Origin of the sequence: Occallatibacter savannae, from assembly GCF_003131205.1 — a bacterium.
Taxonomy (GTDB): Bacteria; Acidobacteriota; Terriglobia; order Terriglobales; family Acidobacteriaceae; genus Telmatobacter; species Telmatobacter savannae.
Map to the genome: position 1 here is coordinate 209,324 of NZ_QFFY01000009.1, position 21,031 is coordinate 230,354.

Annotated in this window: 24 protein-coding genes; 13 read left to right on the forward strand and 11 right to left on the reverse strand. The window is 54.7% G+C overall.

Annotated elements, in window-relative coordinates:
* Positions 1 to 88: 88 nt before the first annotated feature.
* Entirely contained in the window at positions 89 to 529 is a 441-nt protein-coding gene (locus DHV10_RS25650) for an ester cyclase (RefSeq protein WP_109489268.1), read from the reverse strand.
* Positions 530 to 931: 402 nt separating this feature from the next.
* Here DHV10_RS25650 and DHV10_RS28445 point away from each other — a divergent pair, with 402 nt between their 5' ends.
* The 7 genes from DHV10_RS28445 to DHV10_RS28450 all read left to right on the forward strand — a co-directional run bounded on the left by DHV10_RS28445 (position 932) and on the right by DHV10_RS28450 (position 6,110).
* On the forward strand, positions 932 to 1,477 hold the full coding sequence (locus DHV10_RS28445) for a phytanoyl-CoA dioxygenase family protein (protein ID WP_420818762.1): 546 nt from the start codon (positions 932 to 934) through the stop codon (positions 1,475 to 1,477).
* A gap of 177 nt (positions 1,478 to 1,654) precedes the next feature.
* Positions 1,655 to 2,086 carry a DUF1801 domain-containing protein gene (locus DHV10_RS25660; protein WP_204101532.1) on the forward strand — a complete coding sequence of 144 codons (432 nt, stop codon included), beginning with the start codon at positions 1,655 to 1,657 and terminating at the stop codon, positions 2,084 to 2,086.
* A gap of 136 nt (positions 2,087 to 2,222) precedes the next feature.
* A complete protein-coding gene (locus DHV10_RS25665; RefSeq protein WP_162601895.1) occupies positions 2,223 to 2,702 on the forward strand; it encodes an energy transducer TonB in 480 nt (159 codons plus the stop codon).
* Between the two features lie 614 nt (positions 2,703 to 3,316).
* Positions 3,317 to 3,580 carry a hypothetical protein gene (locus DHV10_RS27410; RefSeq protein WP_162601896.1) on the forward strand — a complete coding sequence of 88 codons (264 nt, stop codon included), beginning with the start codon at positions 3,317 to 3,319 and terminating at the stop codon, positions 3,578 to 3,580.
* 1,626 nt (positions 3,581 to 5,206) lie between these two features.
* Entirely contained in the window at positions 5,207 to 5,410 is a 204-nt protein-coding gene (locus DHV10_RS25680; RefSeq protein ID WP_162601897.1) for a hypothetical protein, read from the forward strand.
* A gap of 72 nt (positions 5,411 to 5,482) precedes the next feature.
* Entirely contained in the window at positions 5,483 to 5,689 is a 207-nt protein-coding gene (locus DHV10_RS25685; RefSeq protein ID WP_162601898.1) for a hypothetical protein, read from the forward strand.
* A gap of 70 nt (positions 5,690 to 5,759) precedes the next feature.
* Positions 5,760 to 6,110, forward strand: coding sequence for a PAS domain-containing protein (locus DHV10_RS28450; protein ID WP_109489276.1), 351 nt, complete (start codon positions 5,760 to 5,762; stop codon positions 6,108 to 6,110).
* 155 nt (positions 6,111 to 6,265) lie between these two features.
* Here the strand turns inward: DHV10_RS28450 and DHV10_RS25695 are convergent, their stop codons facing one another.
* From DHV10_RS25695 to DHV10_RS25715, 6 genes are all read right to left on the reverse strand, one after another.
* On the reverse strand, positions 6,266 to 6,454 hold the full coding sequence (locus tag DHV10_RS25695) for a hypothetical protein (RefSeq protein WP_162601899.1): 189 nt from the start codon (positions 6,452 to 6,454) through the stop codon (positions 6,266 to 6,268).
* Positions 6,455 to 6,566: 112 nt separating this feature from the next.
* Positions 6,567 to 6,794 (reverse strand): hypothetical protein, encoded by a 228-nt coding sequence (locus DHV10_RS27415; protein WP_162601900.1) that lies wholly within the window; start codon positions 6,792 to 6,794, stop codon positions 6,567 to 6,569.
* A 123-nt stretch (positions 6,795 to 6,917) separates the two neighbouring features.
* Positions 6,918 to 7,892 (reverse strand): DUF535 family protein, encoded by a 975-nt coding sequence (locus tag DHV10_RS25700; protein WP_109489278.1) that lies wholly within the window; start codon positions 7,890 to 7,892, stop codon positions 6,918 to 6,920.
* A 409-nt stretch (positions 7,893 to 8,301) separates the two neighbouring features.
* The gene (locus tag DHV10_RS25705; RefSeq protein ID WP_109489279.1) at positions 8,302 to 8,541 is read right to left on the reverse strand and encodes a DUF6429 family protein; all 240 of its coding nucleotides are present in this window, start codon (positions 8,539 to 8,541) and stop codon (positions 8,302 to 8,304) included.
* An 8-nt stretch (positions 8,542 to 8,549) separates the two neighbouring features.
* The gene (locus DHV10_RS25710) at positions 8,550 to 9,503 is read right to left on the reverse strand and encodes a tyrosine-type recombinase/integrase (protein ID WP_109489280.1); all 954 of its coding nucleotides are present in this window, start codon (positions 9,501 to 9,503) and stop codon (positions 8,550 to 8,552) included.
* Between the two features lie 86 nt (positions 9,504 to 9,589).
* The gene (locus tag DHV10_RS25715; RefSeq protein ID WP_109489281.1) at positions 9,590 to 10,357 is read right to left on the reverse strand and encodes a hypothetical protein; all 768 of its coding nucleotides are present in this window, start codon (positions 10,355 to 10,357) and stop codon (positions 9,590 to 9,592) included.
* Positions 10,358 to 10,549: 192 nt separating this feature from the next.
* On the opposite strand from DHV10_RS25715, the gene DHV10_RS25720 reads away from it, so the two are divergent.
* Complete coding sequence (locus DHV10_RS25720) at positions 10,550 to 10,759, forward strand: hypothetical protein (protein WP_109489282.1); 210 nt, start codon at positions 10,550 to 10,552, stop codon at positions 10,757 to 10,759.
* Positions 10,760 to 11,375: 616 nt separating this feature from the next.
* On the opposite strand, the gene DHV10_RS25725 is transcribed toward DHV10_RS25720, so the two are convergent.
* Together DHV10_RS25725 and DHV10_RS25730 are read right to left on the reverse strand one after the other, a co-directional pair.
* Positions 11,376 to 14,156 carry an ADOP family duplicated permease gene (locus tag DHV10_RS25725; RefSeq protein WP_109489283.1) on the reverse strand — a complete coding sequence of 927 codons (2,781 nt, stop codon included), beginning with the start codon at positions 14,154 to 14,156 and terminating at the stop codon, positions 11,376 to 11,378.
* 12 nt (positions 14,157 to 14,168) lie between these two features.
* Positions 14,169 to 14,513, reverse strand: coding sequence for a PadR family transcriptional regulator (locus tag DHV10_RS25730; protein ID WP_109489284.1), 345 nt, complete (start codon positions 14,511 to 14,513; stop codon positions 14,169 to 14,171).
* A gap of 332 nt (positions 14,514 to 14,845) precedes the next feature.
* On the opposite strand from DHV10_RS25730, the gene DHV10_RS25735 reads away from it, so the two are divergent.
* Positions 14,846 to 15,292 (forward strand): hypothetical protein, encoded by a 447-nt coding sequence (locus DHV10_RS25735; RefSeq protein WP_109489285.1) that lies wholly within the window; start codon positions 14,846 to 14,848, stop codon positions 15,290 to 15,292.
* A gap of 72 nt (positions 15,293 to 15,364) precedes the next feature.
* Here DHV10_RS25735 and DHV10_RS28090 read toward each other — a convergent pair whose 3' ends face one another.
* Positions 15,365 to 15,499, reverse strand: a complete 135-nt coding sequence (locus tag DHV10_RS28090) for a hypothetical protein (RefSeq protein WP_275425940.1) — start codon at positions 15,497 to 15,499, stop codon at positions 15,365 to 15,367.
* 910 nt (positions 15,500 to 16,409) lie between these two features.
* Between DHV10_RS28090 and DHV10_RS27420 the strand changes: the two genes are divergently transcribed.
* From DHV10_RS27420 to DHV10_RS25750, 3 genes are all read left to right on the forward strand, one after another.
* Positions 16,410 to 16,628 (forward strand): hypothetical protein, encoded by a 219-nt coding sequence (locus DHV10_RS27420; RefSeq protein ID WP_162601901.1) that lies wholly within the window; start codon positions 16,410 to 16,412, stop codon positions 16,626 to 16,628.
* A 150-nt stretch (positions 16,629 to 16,778) separates the two neighbouring features.
* Complete coding sequence (locus DHV10_RS25745) at positions 16,779 to 17,195, forward strand: hypothetical protein (RefSeq protein WP_109489287.1); 417 nt, start codon at positions 16,779 to 16,781, stop codon at positions 17,193 to 17,195.
* A gap of 1,056 nt (positions 17,196 to 18,251) precedes the next feature.
* A complete protein-coding gene (locus tag DHV10_RS25750) occupies positions 18,252 to 19,472 on the forward strand; it encodes a DPP IV N-terminal domain-containing protein (RefSeq protein WP_239462050.1) in 1,221 nt (406 codons plus the stop codon).
* Positions 19,473 to 19,637: 165 nt separating this feature from the next.
* On the opposite strand, the gene DHV10_RS25755 is transcribed toward DHV10_RS25750, so the two are convergent.
* Positions 19,638 to 20,168, reverse strand: a complete 531-nt coding sequence (locus DHV10_RS25755; RefSeq protein WP_162601903.1) for a nuclear transport factor 2 family protein — start codon at positions 20,166 to 20,168, stop codon at positions 19,638 to 19,640.
* Between the two features lie 191 nt (positions 20,169 to 20,359).
* Here DHV10_RS25755 and DHV10_RS25760 point away from each other — a divergent pair, with 191 nt between their 5' ends.
* Positions 20,360 to 20,926, forward strand: a complete 567-nt coding sequence (locus tag DHV10_RS25760) for a hypothetical protein (RefSeq protein ID WP_109489290.1) — start codon at positions 20,360 to 20,362, stop codon at positions 20,924 to 20,926.
* Positions 20,927 to 21,031 lie beyond the last annotated feature (105 nt).

Consider the following 21,031-nt stretch of genomic DNA (forward strand, 5'->3'; position numbering starts at 1 on the left):
GCTGCAGTCATCAATGCTAACCCTATTCGGCTCGAATCATATCCGGGCACTTCAGTGCTCTTAGGATCAGTTCTGAGCGGATGGTCGGCTACTCGGAAATGACGATACGTCCAAGCTGCTGAAACATCCCAAGGTCGTCGCGAACAGCGAAGTGTTCTACGATCTTCCCCTCCTGCAAACGGAAGCGGTGAATGTGTTTCACTTGAAATCGCCGACCGTTTGGGGTGAGCGTAGGTCCTTGGAGGGGCGGAATCATGACAAAGTCGCCGAGGTGCGTACCGCTGAGAGTCACTTCACAAAAGACTGTATTTTCCGATGAGAGCATCTGGTCGATCTGAAATTGGAGATCGGGAAAGGCATTTCTCCACACAGAGACGATCTTCTGGATTATTCCGCGTGCATCTTTGTAAGAAATACCGAAATTGACAAAGTTTGGGGAGAAGAACTCGTCGATTCTTTCGGTGTTGCCGCCGTTCCAGAGCACCTGGAAATGCTGCCGAACGCAAGCGCGGTCTGAATCTTCAACCATGGTGTTGGCCTCCCTTGAATACGCGTCGAGTTTACATGGCTCTGGGGTCGATTTCGGGTGGGAAACAGGCTTCGTTTGAAGTTTGAGAGCGTGACCGAAACATCGTCTGGCGAGTGGTCGCCCACTCGGACCCTACAACGCCTTTAGAGTCCGAGCTACCTGTCCCCGACCGACAATCAAGAAGCAGCTGTCTGCTAGGCTGATTGCGTGAAAGTGACCCTTCCCTCCCACGTCAATAATGCCCGAATTGACTTCGACTTCGAGGGACTCGGCAGGATTGGTTTCCTTCGAATGCCCGGTCCGCTGACTGGAGAACGCCTTGGTCAGCTTACATATGCTTATGATCAAGTGATGGCGGTTGCATCCGGGCCACACTTCAAAGTCGCTAGCGCTACGACTCGAATGTCTGACCTGCTCAGCTTCAGCGCGATATTTGATGAGGTATTCCTGCATGAGCCTCTGCTTACTGCATGCAGCTTGTTTTTCGAAGGAGACTTCAAACTGAGTTCCTTCTTGGGTAGAACCTTACGGGCCAGAACACCGGCACAGGCTCTTCACGCCGACCTCCCCCGGGCTTCACAGGATGCACCTCTGTTGGGGTTCATCCTCATGCTCGATAGTTTTCGACGAGAGAACGGCGCCACCCGTTTCATCCCTGGCTCTCACAAATGGCCTAGCGTTCCGGACGAAGCCACGGGCCAGACTGGAACACAACATCCAGACGAGGTCATGTGCTTTGGTGAGAAGGGAACTATGATCGTCTTTGACGGGTCTGTCTGGCACGGTCATGGGGCCAATTTGACGTCGGGCAACCGCCGGTCCATTCAGGGCTACTTCGTTCGAAGAACTGTCCGGCAAGGATTCGACTTCAGAACCCGCTTGTCCGAGCAGGTACAGACACGTATGCAACCCCTAGCTAGGCACCTTCTGGAACTCGATCAATCATGATTGCATTACAACCCGGCATAAGAAGTTCGGTCTTAAGGCCGGGATCGCGGGCTACAGTCGCCTACTCGGAACCCAACCAGGGAATCGCCAGCTTCCGAGTTGCCGGTTATTCGTCCAGAACCGTCGTGGTACCCTGCATGCACTATGAAACGCCGGCAGCGTGCAGCGGAATCTTCGATGAAGCTCAACGAAGGTGTCCTGACAAAAGCGACTGAGCCAGAGAAAGTCGATGCATTCATGCGAACGCTCACGCATCCACTAGCCAACGTTGTCGAAGCATTGCGAAGGATCATCTTGAGCGCAGACCGTGAGATTGGCGAAGAAATCAAGTGGAACGCACCGGCGTTTTTCTTCTCTGGAGAGATGAAACCGTTCAATCCCAAGGAGCACAAGCGGCACGTAGTGGTCTTCAACCTGCACCAAAAGGATTGTGTTCGTCTGGTATTCCTCAGCGGAGAGCGCGTTGACGACAAGTCTGGCTTGCTGGAAGGTGACTACACAGACGGGAGAAGGCTGGCACTGTTCCACAACACAGAAGAGGTGAAATCAAAGAGGACGGCTCTGCAATCAGTCATCCGAAAATGGATTGATACTCTCGACAAGAACTGATGATTCAGGAGCCCCAAAATTCCGGCTTTCGCGGTTTCAGTCATGAGTGGTCAGTGCCAACTTGCAAGCTAAAGCAAGGAAATGTAGGTTCCGAGTAGCCGGTGACACGGCCCGAATGCTGTATAGTGAGCCTCCAATGGCTCTAAGGCTCTCCATCACGATTCTCGGATTGTTTTTTTGCCAGCAAGCGATATTCACCGTTGCTCAGGACACAAGACCGCTTGATATTCCAGAGAAGGCCATGGCCGCTCTCCTGTTGTCCCACGAAACGCCGCCTCTGTCGGCATCACCTCTCAAGCGGTGCTCGAATGCCCTTGTTGTGGTCAGAGTTCTCGTTGACGCAGAGGGCAAGGTGAACAAGGCCGACTTCGAAAGCGGTTATTCAGAACTGAAAGATTCTGCCCTTGCTGCCGTGCGGCGTTGGACATATCGGCCGTACATGGTCAGCGGCAAACCCACTCCGGTGCGAACTCAAGCATCGATCCTTTACCTTGGCGACGGCCAAGCATTACCGATGCACGCACCTGACGGAAAGGGCGGCACAAAGGGCGGGAACACACTACCGCTACCGGCCGGTTGCGGTCCTGCGATTCAAATCAAGAAAGCACTAAACTAGAACTGATCTCGGGCACTAAAGTCTGTTCGCGGTCGTGTTGTTAGTGGTCGTGTTGTCGGCAATTCGGAACCAGCCCAAAAATAGTTAGGGTCCGAGTTGCCGGTTATCCGCCCGGAACTCAGTTGATTGAAGAAAACAATGCGATCTGACCTCTGCAATCGACACGCTTGAACCCGGTCTAGCCCTTTTCCTTCATGTGCACAGCGAGACACTCTTTGCCGTAAAAGTCTGGACTGAATAGATCTATCTCCAGCTCAGCGCAGTAGGGGATTGGTTCCAGCATCTCCGAGACGGCCCGACATTCTGAACGATACCGAAACACAAAGAAGCCGTCGATTCTATGCTCAAAACGCAACGTCCGCTGGATCTTCACTCAGCCATGGCGGTGCTAGCTCAGTGGGGCGAAAGCTGTGTTTGGGTAAATTGTGGAATCGATTCTGATGATCTTCGAGGACGATCTCTGCTGTGAGTGAACACGATTCATTCGCATTGATGGGAGGAGATATACGCAGGATGACCTGTTCGTCTTCAATCACATCCGGTCGGATACTAATCGGTTCCACAAGATCCATGCGTTGGCCTTCAATGTACCCAGCTAGCAGGTGTAGCACCTCATGGGTGTTGCTGGATGCCAAATTTATCCGACCTCCGATTTGCATCATCGGCTGTGCGCCGTTGCGGCTTATATGCCAAAAGGTGTGCGAGCTGTTCCACACCCCATGCAATCGCGGTCCAGCGCTGGTGAGTTCGACAATCCGCTGCTGGAGACGATCTCTCTCCCGTTGAACTTCGGCGTATTCAGCAATTCGGTGTTCCAGGCGTTGGTTCTCAGCTCTAAGATCCTGATTGCTCGCCTGAAGCTCGGCCTTGACGGCTAGGAGCGATCTCGTCAGAGCTTCCGAACGCTGGCGCTCAGACTCAATAAACTCATTCTTTGATCGCAAGTCATAAATGGTTTTCCAATACCGATATAGCTGACCTGCCATCAACACCCCAACGAGTAGCACTAATAGAAAACACCAATATGGCATTGGACCCAAAGAGTGTAGCCACGCAGTTAAAGATAAGCACATCATCATGGCTGTTGAGCCTCCCGTCTGCGGACACTCCTAATGCGCCGACACCATGCGGGATATTTCCTCTATTTGATGCCGCATCACGGAAGTTTCGAATTGCTGGTACTCGACCGCACAGCGATTCATGAGACCGGATGCAGCCCGGAAAGTGTTAAGGCGCAGTGGTGCGAGGAGAAACGACAGGTTACTTCAGCGGTGCTCGGGCAACGTAAGAAGGCCGCTACCGCATCGAACCGATAACCACGTTTCTCAACCTTTGCGATCCCCGACCTTCTCCGGTAAAAGAACGTCGGGGCTCTTTTTATCTTTTGTTAAAGCGAAACGCTGGAAGCGTCATATGCGATGCTGCAGAGGCGAGAAGTTTGCCGAGCAGCCCTGTCTTCGCGCCTCATCTATTTCGGTGTTGATCAGATTGAGGAATGCGCCGAATTCGCTGGCGGCGACCCAAACGTCCGTCAACTGAAAACCCAACTCGCGCTTTGGATAGCGCACCATGAGACGGCGAAACGGAAGCGCAAGATCGTTCCTTTTCGTGCTGGGGCGCGACCAGGACGACAATTCTAGCAACTCATGCTTCCGGTGTCGATGGTAACCCAGATGGGGACGAGTTCGCAGAGAGCGCATCGCTTCGGCGAATAGACTCTCGCGAGAGATCGAGCCGAATGGCTCACAGGAAGAGAACCGCCGGCAGCGGCACCGCACTCCAGCATCAGTCTTAGGTCATTGCTCCGGAGTAGGTTTTTCAGGTGAGGCCAGCTGGAAGTGACATCGCAGAGAGAGAGAGAGAGAGAAGAGCAGTTCTGGGTGAGTGGTCGCCAATTCGAACCTAAAAAGCGAACGAACGTCAAAGGTCCGAGTAGCCGGTGACTCGATCGGAAACCCTGCTGACTGCACGCTAGGTTGCCAGAGCCTGAGAGCTTCCATTGCGAGGAGAACGTCTGCTCTGAGGCCCCAGCATTATCGCTCCTTGAGGTTCCCGCTCACGGAGCGAACAGCCCTCGCAACCGAGAGTGTGAGTAGTTGGATGCATACTGGATACAAAGAAAACTCCCAGCTGCTCTCCCCCGTCTTCCACCGATGCACCGCGTAGTACCGCTTCCATTGGACCCGGACGAGATCTGGCGTACCCAGTCGAACGCACCAGAGAAGAAACAATAGCTCGCCGACATCGACCTTTCAAAGCAGCGCGCTCCGTGCTACTCTCATCCCCATCGGTTTATGCCCACTGTCTTTCACAAAGGGGCATGATTTTCGGGATCCGTAACTTGTTGTGCGACCGCTGGCAGCAACAATTCTCCTCATCATAAAACTCAACGAACGAGTGATGGTGGAATTTCAGGAAAGCGGTCTTGACCGCCACTTCTGCGAGCAATGCATCTCCTAGGCCCAGGCCCCTCGGATCAGTCCTCTGACGGGAAGCAGGTCTTGATGAGCGCCGAGCTTACGCTTCGTTACGATAACAATCTGCACCCCGTATCAGCACAGTGCTCAGCGTGCGGGCAACTGATGCCCGATCCGCCCCCTGAAGTCATCGATGCGCCTGACGTGATCCTCTGGTTCTCTGGCCACTTCATTGAACACAAGAGACGGCACCATCCCACCCCGCCATATGGATCAGCGTCGAAGGACTAGCCTCGAAATCTCACCCCTGCTAGGATGCTTCTTAATCCACGGGCCCAGCGACACTTCGCTCTCGGATTTTCGGTGACTGCTGATTCACACTCCTCCCAAATTGAAGCCATCCGCAAGGTTCTCGAGGAAGCCAAAGCCTACTCTGGTTTAGGCCCCAACGATCCGTCTGTCATCGCGCTCGAACAAATCATGAGCAACAAAATCACCGAACTCGCCTCAAGGACGGACACCGCTGGCGCAGCACCGCCGCCTGCACCTTCACCAGACCCAAGCACGTAACACTAATCCGCATCACGGGCCACAAATACGGTCCTGATAACCATCTCGCGGTATAGTTATTATTCCCAGAATGACACCCGAATCAGCCACTGCTTCCCCTGACGCCCTCTGGATCATCGACTCTCGTGGCGTAACCGTTTACGCGAATCAGGACATGGCGGAGATGTTGGGCACCAGCGTTTCTGATCTCCTCGGCAAAGACTCGTTTCTGTACGTGTTTCCAGAAGACCTAGACGAGGCGAGACGGCTTTTCGCTATGAAGGAGGGCGGGAACCGAGCACCATTCCGCTTCAAACTGCGCCGTGTCGACGGTCGCCCGGTTTGGGCTGACGTGCTAGCGACACCAATGCGAAATGCCGCAGACCAATTCATAGGGATCGTGGGTTCATTCACACTCTCAAAGTTTCAAGGAGAGTCGTAGACCAAGCCAAGTACATCAGGTTGTCTGGACGGATGCTCCGAGCGAGTCGTCGGCTACTCGGACCCTAACGGCGAAAATCCGGCAAATGTCCGAGTAGCCGGTAATTCGGCTCGTGTCGCCGCAATCAATTAGCATCGGGCGATGAACACGCATCTTCAAAGGTCGGCAAGACGCTTCTCAAGGTCGAGAGCTGCACGGCAGTAGGAGAGGGCGAGCTTCACGATGTGGCGCTTTCGTTCGATGCGGTCACGTTCGGCGGTAGGGCGGCCTACCGCTGGAAGTTGCTGTTTCAGGTGCTCAAGCAAGCCTTCGAGATGAAGAATGTGATCTTCCAACGTTTGCATTGCGGTCATCACCGGTCGACGTGAACAAATGACCCTCCGGCAAGTGCCAGGATCTTATGTTCTCGCCCCTTCATTCTGTGCAACATGATTGCCCGACTCTCCCATCCCCTATTCAGCCCCGAGAAGCGATAGACCAACCGAAGTAGGCGAGGATGGCGTCCGCCGCTACCAACAGCAACCAGCGAGTCCACATCGGCCACAGCAGTTGGGTTCTAAACGACACCGACAGACACAGCGCGCCGATGAACAGGCACGACACACGCAGTGTTGTCGGTGATTCAGCCAATCCGATTCCAGCTACTGCGAGGCCAAGCCCCGCGAGGCCTAAAGTGTCAGGCAAAGTTGAGGATCTCATCAGTCAAGCCATGTGAGCGATTTCATCGAAGTGGACGAATGGTGAAGAAATCTGGTAAGGACAGCTGCACTTTGCGAGATTGCCGTCGCGAACTCGGACCATTGAAGACTAAGGTTCAGCAAAGTTTTGGGTTTGCCGTTCACTCAAGCTTTGGCGCTTTTCAGTCGCTCCAATCGTAAGTTTCGAGTGGACGTGGCACTCGTCCCGAAGGCTCTGGAACACAAATTCTGCGATGTCTTGCTTGAACTTGCGCTTCTTTTTCGTCCTGCCCTTATGCCCATTTCTGATCAGCAGCATTGGCTTTTCAGGTGGAGGAATAGAGCACACGAAGAAGTTGTTAGCGTTCTTGCTTGCGCCGAGTTCGAGCCAAAACTCGTCATACGCCTGTTTGAAAGATGAGGCGTGGATTTCCTGATAGTAGGCTTGATCCGTGGCACACACTCCAGCCAGTTTTACGATCTGGAGAGCCTTTGCCACTCCTTGAAGAGCGGCGATGAGAAGCGCGGAGGGGGCCACCTCGTTAAACGCTTTGGTCGCCTCGTAGATTTCCTGTTGGCATCCCCGCATTCCCTGTACTCGCGAGACCATGAGAACGTCACGGTCCACCACACCGACGACTTGGCCGGGAACAATTGTGAAGGATAGGACAAAAACGACAGTGCCATTAATTTCGAGATTGAGTGTAAGTTCTCCTTCTGCGAAGGGCCTAGATAAGCACACCGCAATTCGATAATGGCTTCCGAGTTCCCATTTTTCGAGGATCGTGAAATCGCCATGCATCGTTTGTCGCAAGAGGTGGGGGGAAAATAGGCTTGCCAGCCGTGAGTAGTGATAGAGGAATGAACAAGCACGTTCTGTTGTCGTTAAACCCCGAGATAGATAGTTTTCGGTGAGGTATCTAAAGGGGAATCGCAGATCGTCAGAAATGATTGGCGCAAAAGCTTCTTTATTGAGAAGGCACAGGATTTGAAGTTGTCTTCGGAAGTTTCTGAAAATGCCCCAAGCCACTCGTGCCAATTGAGAAGGCCTCCAATATCGCTTCACTCGCGCAATCTTCAACAGGGCATTGAGAGATAACTTCATTGGACCTCAGTGGTGTGGCACCATCGCGCGGAACCCTTCTTGGCCCAGTCAGTACTTGGGAAGCCGCAGCTGGGGGAGAACGTGCAAGCGGGCCGTATAGCCTTGATTCCACGTTTTTCCGGATATTATGCTTCCTGTGTAAACTTTCGCCATAAAAATCCGCCAAATGCGAACACAACTTGCCTAGCATCCTTGAGCCGATTATCGGCACGGAGCCGCGTGTTTAGGGGCAGGTGTTTCTTCAGAATGTGTAGCGTCAAGCCTTGCCGTCGCGCTACTGGCTACATATCTCTTCCGGCAAGAGCGAGAGACGCTTGCATCGGAACGCGCCACGTTGATCAACGTGAGCCGATGGTCGGCTACTCGGACCCTAATTCAATAAATTGCCACCTCTAATTGCTCAAAGGATTCAAGGCTTCGAGCCGAAGTATTTATCGAAGAGTCGTTTGGAGTGCTTCTCACCCTCCTCAGTCAGCAAAACCGATTTGTGCTTGCCCCGCGGATCGGAGATGAATTCTTTTGAATGCAGACGATCCATCGTTTCCCAGTCATGCCCCTTCCAGGCTCGGGTGCTGCCGGCCTCTTTGAAACGAGTCAGCCAAAGAAGTGCCAGAGTCACTTCATCTACTTTGTCCCGATCGTATTCCATTCCTCACCTCACTCGTCCGGTTCAATCCCGATATGGTCGTTGACGGCTGAGCGCAGACGCTGCTTGCTCCCAAGATATCGTTCTGTAGTCTGAATGGACACGTGCCCAAGCAGAAATTGAATTTGCTCAAGTTCGCCGCCTGCCGACTGGCACAATCGCGCACAGGTTCTACGCAGGTCGTGAGGAGCAACATTCGACAGGCCTGCCCTCCTTGCTGATTTCCTGACGATATGCCAGATCGCTTTCTCTGAAATATGGTCTCCCCTCACCTGTCCGGATCTGTCCACCCTCCGGAAGATGCACCCCTCATTGATCTGGGCTGCGCTAATCCAAGATTCAAGTTGCACCCGTACCCAATCCGGGATTGGAACTGTTCGGATGTGTCCGCCCTTGCCGACCAGATCGACGATAGCCCAACGTCCCTCTCTCTTTTCCAGATCACGCAGCCTCAGCGATACGGCTTCGTGCCTCCGCAGGCCGCAGGCCAGCAGAAGTGCGAGCAGGGCTCTATCGCGCTTGTCCTTCATCCTGCCGGAATCTGGGACTTCCCAGAGCGCCCTACTCTCTTCTGCCGATAGCCAATTGCCGAGACGAACACCAATCTTCCTCAGTCCATGGACTCGGCGGATGCCTGCTGCGAGATCGGCACTAAGGAGGCCACAGTCCGCCGCTTCGTATGCAAGCCTGCGAACCGCACCAAGCCGTAGAATGATCGTTCCTGGTGCCAGGCGTCGCGATTCCAGATGGCTTCGATAGCGAAGGACGACTAAGCGGTTGAAGGCCAGACGCGGTTCCGAACAGTACCAGTCCACGAATTCATCAATCGCGTGGCTGTACCCTCGTTGTGCATCGGCATTGCTTAAACTGCTGAGAACGGCAGATCTGGCGTGCTCCAGATCCGGAAGGCGCAATACGCTCTTCGCCTTCTTGCCGTGTCTTCTGGATTTCAGCTTTCTTCTCATGGCTCGGGACCTCCGATTCAGCCATGATGCCGCTCTCGGGCGAAGAACTGGAAAAGGTCCGAGTAGCCGACAAACCGCCCACAACGCTACTTCTCGGTCAGTTTCTCAGCTTCTTTCGTGGTCATTACGAGCGGCTTGCCGCCTTTGGGGGGATGAAGTACCACCGCGAAATCTTCGCTACACTTTGCCCCAGCCCAGCCGTAGTAGTGTTTGAGGTTGTAGCTCTTCGAGAGAGGTACAGATAGTGCCGCACGGGACGCCAAAGCAGTTCCGAACGTGTACACGTTGAGCGGGTCATACGTCAGCAATCCGTTGCCGAACTCCTGTGAAAGACACGGATACCCAACTATCTCCGAAAGGCCATCGCCATCCAAGTCGCGGACTTCCTTCAGCCCGAGTTCCTCGCGATGAAGAACGACCGTGGGCTGACCGGTGTCCGAGATTTCGAGAACATCAAGGCTGCCGGGCGAACTGGCGTACGAGTAGCCGAGCAGAAACAGTGCCGTCCGGTTCTGAGCGATTTTCAACGCCAGCACATAGGGTGAACCGAGAAGGTTTGTGACTCCGCGTATTCCGGGTGACGCGCTGGCCTCCTCTGAGCCGTATTTCACCCAGCCTTCTTTACTGCTGAGGGTGAAGTCTTGCTGACCCGGGACTAGCACACGAATGCGAGTGAAGTCGCCGGGATCGGTCCGCGATGGCGGAATTTCGAGCACGACCCGCACGCCCTTGTGACCGTCCCAATCGAAAGCGAAGGAGGACACCCGGTTCCATGAGATTTGCCCGAAGTCCGATCCAGCGATGAAGCACGTGATGACCGCAATCACTGCGCGATGGAGTGTGTTTGGGATCATTGGTGTTCTCGCACCACAATACATGATGCGGGAAGCGCAGGGAGCACCCCGGACGTATTACCGGCTACTCGGACCCTGGCAATTTTTGTTTTAGGTCCGAGTTGCCGACCAACCGCCTTCAATCGCTCGCAGACTGCATCGATTTCTGTCTCAGCAGCCAAGAACGGGCGCACAATGGGGATCAGAGTTCCTATGTCTTGGCCAGCCGACCCGATCCAGCACACCCGCGAACTGCTACAGCAGACGCACGAGCGTATTCGCGTTACTCGTGCAGCTAGGCGGGATTTGCTTGACTCGATTGATGCGACTCAGAACGCCATCATCGTGTCTCAGGCGGTGATCATCAGGACGGATAAGGCCATTCTCACCTTCGGCTCACTCCGCCACCCGCAAGACTGCTAGGGTCCCGCAGCGTCACGCCGGTCCCTTCCGGCCCCTTCTTCATCGCTCGTCGCCGTTCTTCTTCGTAATACTCGAGACGCGCAGGGTCGCACATGTGGTTCGTTTCTTCCCGAATCAGATCGGATTCGCTGAGGCACTCCGCGATCGTTGCGTAGCAGCGTGGACAGATAGCATCGATGGACCCGTCTCGATTGAGGCGGTGAGGGTACTGCATTGGGGGTCCTTGTCTGGCTTGGAGTGTGCGTAGCCTATCATCTGGTTTTGGCGCTCACAACTAGGCAAAACCCTCGCTCTGATCGGTGGAAGCTGTGTCCGGTCGCGAGCAGCGCGAATGACCGGCAACCCAGAACCTAGCGGATTTCGGGTTGGTTCCGAATTGCCGACAACACACCCGGAACACGGCTGCTGGTAGAGTCATGCTGGAATGATCGCGTTATATCAGGCGGTTGGGAGAGGGTTGAAAAGACGTGAAGATTGGCTAAAGGTGCTTCAAGCAGAGCTGAGACGCTGGTCTTCTATCTCGTGCGACGAGGTGAATGCCGAGCCTACGCACGCGGGATGTCTATGAGCTACCTTCTGACTTGCCTTAACTTTGAAATCGCTGGACTGTTCATCTTCACTCATAACGCAAAGCCACGATGGGATCCACCCGTGTAGCCGCCCGTGATGGGAAAAATGCAGCCAGCAACGCGATCGCCAAAAACAGCATTGACATCCCGGCAAACGACAGCACATCCAGCGCACTCATTCCGTACAGCAGCATTCGCAGGAGGAATGAAGCACCTCCTGCCAGCACCAAACCCGCGCCTATTCCCATCACCACAGGCCGCATGCTCTCGCGCAACATCAGGGCCAGCACGTTCCTCCGGCTCGCTCCGAGCGCCATGCGGATTCCCACTTCGTGCGTCCGCAACACCACCATGTAGCTCACCGTGCCATAAATTCCCATGCACGCCAGCAGCAATCCGAATGCGCCCACGATGGTCGTGAATCCTGCTGCGCATCGAGACACAACAAACGGCGGCGATTCATGCAACAGTTCTTCCAGTGTCGACGTATAGCCGATAACAGCAGGATCGGTCGCAGCCAGCACGCCGCCAATGCTTTCTGTCACTCGCTCCGGATTGCCCGCCGTGCGCACGAGCAGGGGATACTGGTACATCCTGGTCTCCGATAGCGGGACATAAATCTGGGCTGCGTCGCTCCCATCCAGTTGTGTCCCCCCGGCGTCCGCAACCACCCCGATCACCTCGTACTGCGGGCCGTCCGGCAGAGACTCGTCCTTGCCATGAAACTGCCCCGCGGTGCTAAGCCAAATGCTCCTTCCAATTGCATTCTCGCCGTGCCACAGTATCTTCGCAGCAGATTGGCTCACAATCGCAACCGGTTCGGGTTCCATGTCACCCTTATCGAAGCTCCGGCCGGCCTGCAGGGGAATTCCGACAACTTGGAAATAGTTTGGAGCCACGTAGGTGTAGAACAGTGCTGGATGTCCCGCCTCACGTGCCGAACTGTGCGGATCTGTCGAGACCGTTGCGGTCCTCACTCCTCCGCCATCAGGTGCCCGTCCCAAGGAGGTATCTACGACACCCGGCAGCGCTGAGATTTTGGCCCGAATTTCACGTGCCAAGCTCAGCTCACGTTCTTCCGTGTACCGTCTGCTATCTGGAAACTGCAATTCCAGATTGAGAACCCGCTTCACTTCATATTTCACTGAGAGCGCGTGCATCGAACTGCGAATGAGCAGAGACCCAGTGATCATCAGCACCAGGCAAACCGCCACTTGCGTCGCAACCAATGCGTTGCGCGACTTCCCCCCGCGCGCCGGCGAAGTATTTTGATTCGCCTTCAATGAACTGCCCCACGCGGACCGAGAAGACTCCAGAGCCGGAGCCAGGCCAAACATCACGCCGGCGAGGATGGAAACGCTAAGCACGTAGGCGAATACCTTCAAATCTGGATTGATATTCAGCACCGGTGTTCCCCACTCCGGCGGCACAATCGTGACATACTCGACTACGATGAATCGCAAAAGCGCCCACGCAAATAGAAGCGCCATCCCTCCAGCACAGATTGCCAGCAGCACACTTTCCGTAAACAACTGCCTTATGACCCGCGCACGCGAGGCGCCCAGAGAGCGTCGCATAGTCAGTTCGTTCTGCCGTGCCGCTGCCCGAGCCAGTTGCAGGCTCGACACGTTCGCGCAGGCAATAACTAACACCAGCCCGACCGCCAGCATCATCAGAAACGACGAGAAGACAATATCCGAACCTATTTTTCTTGGGAAAGGCGATCCTGGCCACACCAGAGCTGAACTTGGCTTTGCCTCATCGGAGTGGGAGTCGTGCAAACCCCGAAGCCGGTCCGCAACGCCTTGCATCTCGCTTTGCGCCTGCGCCATGGTTACGCCATCCGCAAGTCGCGCAAAGATGCGGCAACAGATCTCGTTGCGGTCGTGTAGCGTCACCGCTCCCGCATGTAGCAGCGGCAATGAGACCATCGGCATCCAGAAGTCCGGTGTCGCAATGCCGGTTCCGGTGAAATCGCGTGGCGTAATACCAATTACCGTGAACGACGCACCGTTGAGCTTCATGCTGCGTCCGACAACGGTAAGATCCGATTTGAATCGCAGCTCCCAATAGTTTTCGCTGATCAGTACAGATGGACTAGCCATCAATTCAGCGCGATCGTGCGACGAAAACACGCGCCCTCGAAATGCCTGCTCTCCAAGTACTTCGAAGTAGTTCTCTGAAACAACATTGATTTTCGCAAACTCCGTCTCACCCGTTGAAAGATGAGGAATCGGTAGCCCCAACGCTTGTACGAGCTTGCCTCCTCCCGAACCGGTCTGCCCGATGGCTCCCCCAGCGCCGGCGAGCCTGACGAGTTCCGGCGCCTCCGCAATCACTCCGGCAAAACTCTTCATCTCGTCGCGATACACTTCGTAGTCCGGATAGCTGAAGGATGAATACCATTCACCCTTTCTGCCAATCAGGCTCACATTCACCATCCGGCTCGCATCTTTGGCATCCAGTCCACGTGCAAAGGCAGCCTTGCCTAGCGTGAACACCACCGTGTTCAGCCCGATCCCGATTGCAAGAGCCGCAATCGCGGCGAGCGTGAATCCGGGATGCTTCACCAGCATCCGAGTTCCGAACCGCAGATCATGCAACAGGCTTTCCGGAAGTGTCCAGGCATCGATGTGGCGCAACTGCTCACGCCATTTCGCCACGCTCCCAAATCGCAACCGAGCGTCGCGGCGGGCCGTGGGACGCTCCATGCCCTTCTCCACATTCCACTCCTCCCGCATGGACACGTGAAAGTCCATCTCCTCCTCGTGGTCGTGCGAAAGAGATGTGCCTCGAAATATCGCTGCAATTCTGCTCAACACACCCATCTGGACCTCTCCTCAGCCCTTGGCCGGTGCGTAGCTCATCACCAGATCGACAGCGCTGGTCGTCTCTCGCCAGCTCTTCTCTTCCGCGGCTAACTGCCTCTTGCCGAGTGCTGTTAATCGGTAGTAGCGGGCTCGCCTGTTGTTCTCACTCAGGCCCCACTCCGAGGTGATCCACCCTTGCTGCTCCATCCGATGCAAGGCCGGATACAGCGATCCTTCTTCAACTCGTAGTACTTGGCTCGAGATCCCTTCAATATGCAGCGTGATCCCCCATCCATGCATGGGGCCGAACTCGAGACTCTTGAGCGCGAGCATTGCCAGCGTCCCCTGCAACTGATCGTTCTTGGCTTTGACCATCAAAAGTTTCTCCAGTCGCCTTCGTCCTATAGATTTCTATAGGAGAATGGCTGAAGTCTCACTCCTTGTCAAGTTAGATCCTTCTATGCTCAGACTCAAACTCGTCTTCACTTGCTCGAACGGGAAATTTGCTGCCGCTCGGCTTCGGAACCTACTGCGCACAACGCAAGACCTGTTGCGAGCGATTCCGATCCCTAATCGTCTCAACTCCCGGATAACCGGCTATTCGGAACCAAACCGATTTTGCGATTGGTTCCGAATTGCCGACAAACCGGAAATAACTTTAACCGGGCCTGTAAAATCTCGTTTATCTCCTTCACGGATGGAGCTTTATGAACGAGCCGCTACCTCCAGAACTAACGAATGGTGCCATTCTCCGCGACAACGAATACGCTTGGGAACTATCAATGTTTCCGGCAGCGTTGCAACATGCGCCAAGCCTTGGTTACGCCTGCCTTGGAGGGCAATTCTGGTTTCTTGTTTCGGAAGTCTCGCTCTACGAACCGTTCTGGCTGGAGGCCAATGCGTCAGACAGGATGGCCGACGAGGATTGGTCCGCCTACGCACGACGCTCCTGCGAAGAGGTTCTAACTGGATTCAAAAGGTGTTTGATAGAGACGGACTTCAGAGAAGCAGCAGGCAAGTTTGGCACCTCCGAGATTGATCGGGCCGATGCGCTTCATTGGTTGTTTAACGCATACTTCGTCACAGAAAAAGAGTTTCTTTCACTCAATTTTGGGTGGCTAAAATTCCCCTCAATTCAGCGCGATTCGCAATAGTTCCCGGATTACCGGCTACTCGGACCTTTGCTGATCCTTCGCCTTCTAGGGTCCGAGTTGCCGACGATACTCTCACGATGCGCATTTTTTCGGCGTGGATCGTGCATTGCGCTTGTATTCCGTATAGTCGAGGAAATGCACACCAAAGACGTTTTCGAATTTGAGGGTGGTGAGATTCGGGTCTGGATCGAGCAGGAAGCCATTCATCTCCGCGCATGCAACAAGCACCAGGACCCTATTGAGCTTTCGTCCGATACTGCTAGACAGCTTGGAGATAAATTGAAGGAGCTAGCAGATTCCATCGACGGTTGAGGGGTTTCCGGGCGAGTCACCGGCTACTCGGAAGTTGGCAATTTCTTGGCTCGTTTCCAAGTAGCCGACCATCCGCACTCGTCGTCTGAGAAGGCGCACGCGTACACAGCGGGCAAGCCGGAGCGTTTCACCCCCTCCTCCCCATCCATGGGTGGCTCAAACGGCACCTTCTTGCTCTAATCATTTCGCAGACCCGCGACGTATCCCGATACCCATGGGTGGAGAGATCGCTTTTGGACACCCTGTGAAGCCCGCGCAGCATATGAATGATCGCTAAATCACTGTGAAAATGTGAGCTTTTGACTGTAACTTACACCATGAAACTTCCTCTATGCCCATCCTTTCACTAGCTTTTTGGGCAAGCAGATGCTCTGCACTGCCCAAACTTCTCCCCGGAGGAATCGCTACGATGAATCAATGGCTCAGAAGACTTTTGCCCAGCCTCGTTCTGCTCGCTCTAGTCACATTTTCTGCCTCTTACGCTCACGCCGGCTGCGGCTTGTATGAAGGCCCAGTGGCACGGCGGATGAGTTGGCAAGGCCAGCTCGGTCCCACGCATCTTTTACGCGCTGCTTTCATAGAAGACGGCGATGAAAATCGGTCGGGACCCACCATGGTAGGTACGTGGAAAGAACACTGGATTTCAGAAGGAAGCGAAGGCATCCCCGATGGCACCGAAGTTGATGCCGGTTATTCTCAGTGGCACAGTGACGGGACCGAGATCAATGTGTCAGGCCTTCGTGCTCCCTTAACTGGCGACGTATGTCTTGGCGAATGGATCAGGACCGGACCGCGGACATATCGAATGAACCACTTCGGAGTTTCCTACGACTCCACCGGAGTTAATCTCGTGGGCCCCGCTCGCATCCAGCAATGGATTGTGCTCGATGCCAAGGGAGATTCAACCTCGGGCAAATTCTCTATCGATCAGTATGACGAATCTGGAAATCTTCTGGCCCACGTGCAAGGAAAAGTCATCGGGACCAGGGTCACGATGAACACTGGATTCGAAAAGGTCGAGTAAGTCGAACGCGTCCCGCGGGCTCACTGACGTAAGTGCGCCCGCGGTTTTCTCAATAATGCGCTGTATATGAGTAGACTTTGCGGAGGTGGCCGGCATTCTCTGCGATAACTGTCTGCCCGACATCTCCGTCATGATTGTTGGATTACCGCTATGAAGATAGTCCTGCACGATTTTGAGGCCGGGTCAGAAAACCCGTACGACGGCCTTCAGGTCGACGATTCGCCGACACTGCTCAAGATCCTTGACGACTTACAATATCGCGATCCGTTCATCCTCGAGCTGGAAGGCGACAACGGCTACAGAATGACCATCGGCATCGGCGGCCCAATCTGCTGCGTGCAATACGGAGCGAATAATGGAGATCCCCCTTACCTCACAGCCGTGTTGAAAGATGAAGTACAAACTTACGGCCGAGGGGTGCAGGTTTATTTGTGCGGCGGGCAGAAAACGCAGTTTGATATTTCCAAATGCTTACCGTTTACCACTCTGAAGACGATTTCGTGTCACTTCCTGGAGACAGGTAATCGGAGCAGTGCAGTCGACTGGATTGAACTAGAGCCGGCTTGAAACCGTGCGAGAATAGTGCGGTTTACATAGAGATCGCGTCTCACGTTACAAGTGCATTTGAGGGGTCCGCGAATTGACATGGATGAGCGCCGGAAGCCGCCAGCGGAAGAAATCCTTGCGCAGCTGGAACGCATCCTCGCTTCTGCGCCATTCGCCAATTCTCGCCGAAGTCAGCGATTCTTGCGCTACGTTGTTGAAAGCTCACTTCAGAGTGAAGAAGAGCTCCTTAAGGAGTACACGATTGCGATCGAAGTTTTCGACCGAAGCGCATCTTACGATCCTTCCACCGATGCGGCCGTACGCGTCGAAGCCGGGCGTCTACGCTCGAGGCTGCGCGACTACTACAGAAGCGGTGAAACGAATGACCGTGTTCTGATCGAAATACCGAAGGGCGCTTATCGCGCCACGTTCACACCATTACCTGTTAAGGTCCAAGAGCCTGCCGAGCCTCGTGAAGCACAACCACCAACAGCCGGTGAGCCCTCCGTCTGGAACCGGCTACAACTTCGCAGATTCGCAGCCGTTATTGCGATAGGACTAGTCGCGTGCAGTGCCCTCACTTGGCGAATGCTAAAGGACCGTGCAGAGGCGGCTCGTTCACCCAAAGCGCGCGTCCGGGTAGTCCAGTTGACCAACTTGAATGGGGTGATCTCATGGCCTGCGTTTTCGCCGGACGGGAAACAGATAGCTTTTATCTGGGATGCAGGCGTCCATCCGAGCAGAGGTGATCTGTATGTACAATTCGTCACCGGACAAACCACTCCCCTAAGACTCACGCATACGCGAAGTGAATACGTAACGGCTCCAACGTGGCTGCCCAACGGGCGTGAAATCGCCTTTGGACGATGCGACGACAGCGGCGGCGCAATCTTCGTTGTTTCGGCACTCGGCGGCCCAGAGCGTCGTATCACCGATGCACCTTGTCCGTATGGATATATTCCGCCGGTCAGCTGGACCAGGGATGGGCAGTCTCTTATTGTTGCTGGCAAATGTGTCCCAGATGGTTCGATCGGCATTGTGGTCTTCTCTATGGAAATGGGAAGGAAACGTTGTCTAGTGCAGTTACCCAAGGAATGGGGGCTTTCCGATGCAGGCCCCGTAATTTCGCCAGACGGGAATACAGTGGCGTTCGTCAGATCGCAATTGTCCGGGGCAGCCGATTTGTACACGGTCCCGCTCGCGGGTGGAGAACCGACGGCGCTCACTACTGACGGCAAGACGACAGATGAGATCTTCACACCCATGTGGACTGCTGATGGGAAATTCATCTGCTTCAACTCCACACGCAGCGGTCCTGAACGAACATGGCGCATCCGTTCGCATGGGGGACCAATCGAACCCGAGACGGTCTATCCGGGAACAGGGGCGCCATCACCTGACGGAAGTCGTCTGGTCTACCAAGGGCCATCTGCCTTCTCCGGTTCGAGTGTCTGGCGCGCATCGCTTTCCAGCGAGGGAGGATCCGTCGTAGAGAAGCAACAACTCCTCAATGATTCGGCTTATGACTATGCGCCTCGGTTATCTCCCGATGGAAGCGAAATGGTCTTCGAGTCAATGAGGTCGGGAAGCGATCAGATTTGGAAGAGCAACTCTGACGGCAGCAATGCACGGAGGCTGACTTCGTTCACCGGCATCGCCGGTAGTCCGCGATGGTCGGCAAACGGCAAAGCTATCGCATTCGACTACCTGCCGGAGGGGCAAATCTTTCGACAGGTTTACACCATGGACGCCGAGGGCAGAAACCAGCAGCTGCTCATATCCGGGAGCTATAACAACAGCATTCCCAGCTGGTCGCGAGATGGCAAGACAATCTACTTCTGTTCCGATCGCTCGGGAAGCTTTCAAATTTGGCGTCACGACATGGCGAGCGGTCGGGAAACTCAGCTGACACGCGATGGCGGACTCGCAAGTATGGAATCGCTCGACGGAAGAACCCTATACTTCTCGAAGCTGAGCGGAGGAGGAATTTGGTCCATCCCTGTGTTCGGCGGTGAGACACAACACATTACGTCCGCTCTACATTTTGGCTACTGGGGTGAATTCGCGGTTACCGAGAACGGACTCTACCTCATCGACTCAGACACCGACCCCGGACCATCGCTGATGTACTTCTCGTTCAGGACTCGACAACTCAAACCCGTTTTCAATCTGAATGAAGCACCTCGAAAAGCGGTCCCATGGAGTGCAAACCTGGGCGCCTCGCGCGACGGCCGGACTGTCCTATTCGTCCTCGGCACCTTCAGAAGTTCTCTTGTAATGGCCGAAAATCTGCAGTGACGTCGCGCAGCTCGAGTGAATCGGTACAAATCGTCCCAGCACTCTCGACTTACTTCGACCAATGTCATCTATGTTGGCGAGTGACCGGCAATTCGGAACCAAACGGACGGTAGGCGAAAAAACGGCACCACTCACAACGGAGTGTGTAGACGGCGAAAATGCCTTTCACTTCGCGGGCGTCGTTGCGACCGGGACTGCGTTGTGCAACGCTGCAAGCAGCCAGTGACCATCGCGCTTCACGTATACATGAGTGAATCGCAAGGTGCCGCTGAAAGAGGCATTTGGGTCCGCCTGCCAGGATTGGGTCTGGGGCATCCACTTCGCACCAACACCTTTTGCTTCGAGATCGCCGACGACGATAGCGGAGTCGCCATAAATCCGGAACTGCAGGTTCTTCCGCTCGTACGTTTCCCAACGGAACTTCCCGGCTTTGATCAGCGAAGCGATTGGGTTGAAGTAGTCATCAAACCACTCTTCCTTGTTCTGAACGTAACCGGATATGTCCGTTTGGAGGTACTCATTTGTCATCAGGCTTGCCGTAGTCTCCGCGTCGCCTTGCAACGCGGCTGTTTTGATTTGAGCCATAACGGCCCGAAGTTCTGCTTCTGCCGACATTCCTGATTGAGCATGGATGGGATGGACGCCAATGAGTAAGGCCAGCAAGAACAGTGCTGGCGTCTGAATACCTGCTGACATCTCGCCTCCTTGCGCCGAAAGCATAAGACCATTCAGATGCTGACTGAGGATTTGGCCGCAGCCCTTTGAGCGTATCACCGGCAGCTTCGGAACATGTCAATTTCTCGCAACGCCCGCTTTAAGCATGAGGCTGGCAAGTTGAGAGGAGCGATCCGATCTATCATTAGGCACACCCACACGGAGAAGCTGAGATGCAAAGACTATTTGCCGTCATTCTGCTCATCCTCCCTGTCGCCTGTGCACAAACCCCGATGCAACGGATCGCGTCACTCTTTTCGGATCGTTGGACCATTGTCGATCGTTCGGTTTCATCTGACGGACATTCGAAAGAACCTTCTAGAAAAGGCGAAGAAAGGTGGTACACACTCGGAGCCGGCGCTCCTCTCATTGAGGAGTACCGCTCCCAGTCGTTAGATGGAACATGGGAATACGACACCGCTGCTATCTTGTGGGACGCAACTCTCCGCAAGTACCGCGGCGTTTTTTGCGCAGACTTCCTCGACCATGGCTGCGATCCGTTCGAAGTCGATTGGCCGGAAAGGATCGGCCACCTCATTGTTATGAGCGGATCATACACACAGAAAGGCAAAGTCCATCGATGGCGAGAGGAGTTCGATTTCTCGTCCCATACACAATTCACGCAGAGCCTCTATATTGCCGAGGCCGAGAGCGATCTCAAGCTCGTCGCCTCTATCCTCGCCATTCGCGTACCTGGAACCAGTCGAACTGATGTGCATCGAAGGGTTCCGGTCGAGTGACCGGGCAATCGGACCTTACCAATTTTGGTGCAAATAGTATGAATCCGAGGTCCCGACATCTCGGATCAGGAGTTCGAAGGTGTGGCACAAATTCCTATTCCCGCC